Below are 6,000 nucleotides of genomic sequence, written 5' to 3' on the forward strand. Positions count from 1 at the left end.
AGGTAGGAAAGGAATTATATGAATCAAGAAGAAATTGTTAGCTTGGCTACGGCTACGGCCGTGGATATTTGGGAAAAGAAAAATGAGACCAAACAGGAAAGAATAGAAAAGAAATTACGTGAGAATACTAAAAAGTTATTGCGTGATTATAAACGCTTGAAGGCTCATGCAACACAGGCTATAGACTCTACCTACAAAAGCAGGCCAAGCGATTTGAAATTGGTTTTAACCGAGATATTCGATAAGCGTGGCTATGTAAAACTAGAAGCTATCATGATTAGTAAAGAACGGACTGAAGTAATGATTAATCATATTGATCGTATGCTTGAAGTGTACGAAAAAGAATGTAAGGAAGAAGCCAGTCTTAAATATGAATTGTTGAAACAGTTTTACATTGAGCGTAAGAAAGAAGCAGAAATTTTGGCGAACAATCCTGTAGGGAAAACAGCATTATATGAGAAGCTTAAAGAAGGGATTGACGATATGACACTGCTCTTATGGGGATTTTCAGGGGCTTATTAAAAGAGCGGAGTAATTGCGGAGTTTTTATATGTTAAGATGATAGTGCGTAATAAAAGGTGTCAGCAAAAGCTGATGCCTTTTTTGTTTGTATAAATGATTGGGCGTGATGGTAATGACTGATGTGCATTGCAGTAAGCGGCGATGCCTGAACAACCGGCACGGCTGGTGTAAGGCTAAGGCTATCTGTATTGATGGCATGTGCAGGACGTTTGCTGACTGCAAGACGTTAGTCAAACACCGTTGTGCCAAGGTGAGGCGAGAGCATGGCAGATATATCGCTGATGACAGAAAAGTATTCAAGTAAAGTACTCTTCTTGAAAAAACAAGGTACTTTCTGGGGCTATCCACCCTTGCGGGTGCTTGCGAGCCCGAAAAGTCTCTCAAATTAATTGCAAAAACCAAGGTAACCAATAGAGCAAAGGGGGTGTTTACTAGTGGAGGACATGAACAAGTTTTTTCGTATGAACGAAGGACGGATTTTAGCGAGTACACAGGCTATTGCCAGACTTTTTGCGGTTGACAAAAAAACGGTCGCTGTATGGGCTAAAAAAGGTCTGCCACGAGTAACCACCGGTTGGTATGATCTTCAAGGTTGTTTGGAATTTAAAAACATCAAAAATTCGGAGCATGGGGAAAGCCTGGAACAGCAAAAATTGAAAGCCGATTTACGCTACCGGGAAGCTCGTGCAGATAATGAAGAACTTAAACAAAAGGCCGCCATTGGCGAATATATTGCTGTGGCAGAAATTGAAGAACGCCTTAAAGAAACCTTTGCTCAGGTGAAAACAACATTACTGGCCATTGGTCAAAAGACAATGGCGGACATATATAATCAGTATCCAGAGGTTGCTTTTGATGTAAAGCATACAGTGGAATGTGAAATTGAAAGGGGGTTAGCTCAACTTGCGACAGGAGCCAAGCAGACAGCAAGCGGAAGATATAGTAAGGCAAAATCTAAGTAATGCAGTATCACGAGCCTTAGCTATATTCACACCGCCGGAACGGCTGACGGTTTCTGAGTGGGCGGATAAATACCGTGTAATGAGTTCGCAGGAGACTAGCCGGCCGGGCATGTGGGATACAAACAACGTGCCTTACATGAAATTAATAATGGACTGCTTTAACAAGGATGAAATTGAGCAGATTGTGTGGTTGAAATGCACTCAGATTGGTGGCACAGAGGCAATGCTTAATATGGTAGGTTATACCATAAGCCAAAATCCAAGCCGAATTATGTATGTGTTACCGGATGATAATCTTATTGAACAATTCAGTGAATTACGATTACAGCGGATGATAGGCAATTGCCCTACATTGGCTGATAAGGTAGACAGTAGAAATAGTGTGGACTTGATTAAATTTCAAGGTGGATTCCTTGTATTTGCATCAAGCCGATCTCCAAGTGCACTGGCATCATGGTCAGTGCCTATTTTATTTTTGGATGAAATTGATAAATTCCCAATTTTTGCCGGGAAAGAAGCCAGCCCGATCAAGTTAGCCAGTGAGCGATTAAAGAACTGGCCAATTAGAAAAATGTTTATGTGCTCAACTCCGACTCTTAAAACCGGTAATATTTACACCGCCTATGAAGCGGCTGATGTAAGATACCGGTATTATGTGCCTTGTCCGCACTGTGGGAAATTGCAAACATTGGAGTTTGGTGGCATTAAGTGGCCAAAGAATGAAGAAGGTCATTCAGATGTTACCACTGTTAGATATTCTGCTTATTACGAATGCACGTATTGCGGTGGTCGTATTGATGATCGCCATAAGATGCAGATGTTAAAGCAGGGAAAATGGATCGCAGAAAACCAAGTTGCCGGTATTGTAAGCAAGGTGGGCTTTAGCATAAGTAGCTTATATAGTCCTTGGGTCACATTCGGTCGGATTGCCAGTGAATTTCTTTCATCGAAGGATAATCCTACCGATTTACAAAACTTTGTTAACTCATGGTTAGGTGAACCATGGGAGAATAAAGCGGATACGCTTGATGCGGATATAGTCCTCTCAAAAGAAAGCGATTTGGACGAGGGTGTTGTACCGGAATGGGCACAATTGCTTACGGCCGGTGTAGACGTACAGAAAAACGGCTACTATTGGACTATCCGTGCTTGGGGCTACCGAATTACAAGCCAGAACATTGCTCATGGCTATTGCGAAGCATTGGAAGAAATTGAAGAAATCATGAACCGGCACTACCCGGATAGTGATGGCGAACTCCGGTGGCAGGTGCAACTGTGTGCCATTGACTCTGGGTATAAGACTGACGAAATATACGAATTTTGCTTATATAACGGTGATTGGGCGGTACCGGTAAAAGGGGCGGCCAATAGCCAGAAGATTGCAAGATATACCAGAAGCAATATTGATGCTTCCGGGAAATCATGGAATGGCCAAGGGGTGTATGTGATTAATACGGATCAATACAAAGATTTTATCTATGCTCATCTACGCCGGCCACTCGGTGAAGGCTGCTGGATGGTTTATAACGGTTGTGATCGCCGGTATGCTGAGATGATTACTTCGGAACACAAGATTGAAACGATTAAGAATAATCGGTGTCTGGCCTCTTGGGTGCCGAAATCATCCGGCATTGACAATCACTACTTAGATACAGAAGTGTACGCAGCCTTAGCAGCGGATTTATTGTCAGTAAGGTATCTCGGTGAACAAGTACAAATTAATAATACGAGTGCTCAGCATCAAGGGCGTAAACAATCAAACGATGAATTTGGTGATGATTGGTTAGGAGTATGATATGGATTTACAAGGATTGAAAAAACAATTAGCATCCATCAATGAGGCAATTAGCAATATTGAAAGTGGTGCACAAGAATACCGGTTATCCTCGGATACGATGGTTAGGCGTGGCGATTTGGCCACGTTATATAAAGAACGGCGAAGATTGATGGCCGATATCGCTATGGTTGAAAATGGCGGCGGTGCCTTTGTTGCGGCTTATATGAGAGGGTAAACTATGAACATTTTAGACAAGGCCATTGCTTGGTTTAGCCCTCAATGGGCGTACGAACGGCAAGCATGGCGGAATGGGTTATCAAATACCTACAAGGCAGGCAAAAATAATAACAGTAGTTTAGGGTGGCTCCCTACGAACGGCAAGGCTGAACAAGTTAATACGCCGGCAAGAAGTATTATTCGGGCTAAGGCAAGAGACATGGAGCGTAATAGTGATATATTAGGCTCTATTTTAATTGCCTTTGAAAATAATGTTGTTGGCACCGGCTTTACATTGCGGATGAAAACCGAGGATGAGATGCTTAATAATCAAATCGAAAAATTATTTGCTGAGTGGAGCAAGCCTAAGAATTGTGATATTACCGGCATGCAGAGTTTTGATGAATTATGTGCTATGGCCTTACGGCGAATGCGTGTAGATGGAGGTATTTTGCTTCTTAAATGTAATACCGGCTCTAAGCGATTTCCATTCCAGTTGCAGGCAAAAGAAGTTGATGATCTTGATGAAACACTAATTACTAAGCCGGGGCAATATACGATTATTAATGGTGTAGAAGTCAACGAAAATCAAAAGCCAATGGCGTATCACTTACTGTCAACGAGCCCGGATGGATGGACGCTGCCGCAAAGTAAAAGAATTGAAGCGAATCGAGTGATTGCATTGTGGCAAAAAGAATTGCCGTCACAAATCCGTGAGATGCCACCGCTGGCTAAGGCGATTGAGCGAGTTAATGACATGGAAGAATACATGGATACAATCTCAATCAAGGAAAAAATCTTAGCCTGTATTTCTGCTTTTATTAAACGAGCCTTGCCTATGGGGGCCGTAGGTCGTTCCATGAATCAGAATCCGCCGGAAGGTAAGGACTATGATCCCGCTACCGGCTACACTCGAAGTCGAATTTCGCCGGGCATGATCATGGAATTACAACCGGGGGACGATGTGGCCTCGGTTATTCCGGCCGGACAAGCTAGCAACACAAAAGAAATGGTATCGCAATATATCCGTGCTATTGGTTCTGGTCAAGGGCTTAGTTATGAGGCAACAAGCCGTGACATGAGCCAGGTTAATTATTCCAGTGCCCGGCAAGGACTTATTACGGATACACAACTGTACAAACGCCTACAGCGTTTTATGATAAATCACATGCTCAATGACGTGTTTGAGGCATTTCTTGATAGTTTGGTGTTAGCCGGTACGGTAAAAATACCAAATTACTGGGAAAACCGAGAAGAATACGTAAACGCATGTGCTTGGAGTATGCCGGGGCAGCCGTGGATTGATCCATTAAAAGAAGCTAATGCAAACCGTATTGCTCTTAAAACAGGGCAAGATACGCTGGCCAATATCTGTGCCAATAAAGGTTTGGATTGGAAGGATGTAATGGAACAACGTGCAGCGGAACTGGCGTACATTAAAAAGCTGGAGGCTGAGTATGGTATCAAAATGGAAGGAGGAAATAATAATGCCACAGCAACAGGGCAACAGGAGCCAAGCAACTCGACAAATGCAGTTGAATCGTGATGCGGTTAATGATGAAACACGAACTGTCAGATTGTCATTTGCTTCTGAAGAACCATATCAACGGTGGTTCGGGGCAGAAATTTTGCATTGTGCTCCTGAAGCGATAAACCTGCAGCGTTTTAATAGCGGATTAGGTTGCTTGTTGTATAACCATAACCGGGATCAAGTAATTGGCCATATTGAGTCTGTAGAAATTACAGACAATAAGGCCTACGCAGATGTACGGTTTGATAATGACGAGCAGTCTAATATTATCTACGAAAAGGTAAAAAGCGGAACATTGCAAGGTGTATCCGTTGGTTACCGAGTAGATAGCTGGGAAGATGTAGAAGCAGGTAAGCAATCGGTAACTATGCCGGGGGTGACGGGACCGGCAAGTATTGCAAGGCGTTGGGAACCGTTAGAAATTAGCATCGTATCTGTTCCGGCCGATGCGACTGTAGGCGTAGGCCGCAGTGAAGAGGAATTTGTAATTAATGAGGAGGAAGAAAAAGTTATGCCAGGAAAAAATCATGAAGTAGATAATGTGCGTACAGAAGTAGCACAACCGGTGCTTGCACCAGTAGTAAATGAAGAAGAAATTCGTGCAGCAGCTGCAGAAGCAGAACGCACAAGAGCGGCAGACATTACAGCGTTATGCCGTAACTTTGATATTGATGCGGATGAATATATTCGCAGTGGTGCATCTGTAGCTACTGTGCAATCCGCAGTATTAAACAAATTAGCAGAAGAACGTGCAGCCGTGCCTAGCAATATGGCCGAAATTCGCCAAGGAGCCCAAGAGGCTGACAAGATCCGTGAAGCGGTATCTGATTCTATCTTAATGCGTGGCGGCATCAGCGTAGCAAATCCGGCAGAAGGGGCCATGCAGTATCGTGGTATGCGTTTACGAGACATGATGACTGATACGCTTGAACGTGAAGGTAAATCTAATGCACGCTACATGGATGATGAAGATTTAATTCGTGCAGCGTTAA

Annotated in this window: 6 protein-coding genes; all 6 read left to right on the forward strand. The window is 43.3% G+C overall.

Going from position 1 to position 6,000, the window contains the following annotated elements:
• Positions 1-18: 18 nt before the first annotated feature.
• Positions 19-522, forward strand: coding sequence for a hypothetical protein (locus QZL64_RS14100; RefSeq protein WP_021842590.1), 504 nt, complete (start codon positions 19-21; stop codon positions 520-522).
• Between the two features lie 443 nt (positions 523-965).
• Positions 966-1,484 carry a hypothetical protein gene (locus QZL64_RS14105; RefSeq protein WP_156705865.1) on the forward strand — a complete coding sequence of 173 codons (519 nt, stop codon included), beginning with the start codon at positions 966-968 and terminating at the stop codon, positions 1,482-1,484.
• Positions 1,426-3,279: a terminase gpA endonuclease subunit gene (locus QZL64_RS14110; protein WP_021842592.1), complete on the forward strand. Its 1,854-nt coding sequence runs from the start codon at positions 1,426-1,428 to the stop codon at positions 3,277-3,279. Before QZL64_RS14105 ends, QZL64_RS14110 begins: the two co-directional genes overlap by 59 nt.
• 1 nt (position 3,280) lies before the next feature.
• Positions 3,281-3,496 carry a hypothetical protein gene (locus tag QZL64_RS14115; protein ID WP_021842593.1) on the forward strand — a complete coding sequence of 72 codons (216 nt, stop codon included), beginning with the start codon at positions 3,281-3,283 and terminating at the stop codon, positions 3,494-3,496.
• Between the two features lie 3 nt (positions 3,497-3,499).
• On the forward strand, positions 3,500-5,023 hold the full coding sequence (locus QZL64_RS14120) for a phage portal protein (protein WP_021842594.1): 1,524 nt from the start codon (positions 3,500-3,502) through the stop codon (positions 5,021-5,023).
• Positions 4,965-6,000, forward strand: a 1,036-nt coding sequence (locus QZL64_RS14125) for an HK97 family phage prohead protease (protein ID WP_296309733.1), incomplete at its 3' end; no start/stop codon positions are given. The genes QZL64_RS14120 and QZL64_RS14125, both read left to right, overlap by 59 nt.

Origin of the sequence: Veillonella sp. CAG:933 (genome assembly GCF_000431435.1) — a bacterium.
In the GTDB taxonomy this organism is placed as follows: Bacteria; Bacillota; Negativicutes; order Veillonellales; family Veillonellaceae; genus Veillonella_A.

Excerpts from the sequence above, each read along its gene's own strand:
- QZL64_RS14120 (WP_021842594.1), top strand. The coding sequence starts at position 3,500 with ATGAACATTTTAGACAAGGCCATTGCTTGGTTTAGCCCTCAATGGGCG.
- QZL64_RS14115 (WP_021842593.1), top strand. The coding sequence starts at position 3,281 with ATGGATTTACAAGGATTGAAAAAACAATTAGCATCCATCAATGAGGCA.
- QZL64_RS14100 (WP_021842590.1), top strand. The coding sequence starts at position 19 with ATGAATCAAGAAGAAATTGTTAGCTTGGCTACGGCTACGGCCGTGGAT.
- QZL64_RS14105 (WP_156705865.1), top strand. The coding sequence starts at position 966 with ATGAACAAGTTTTTTCGTATGAACGAAGGACGGATTTTAGCGAGTACA.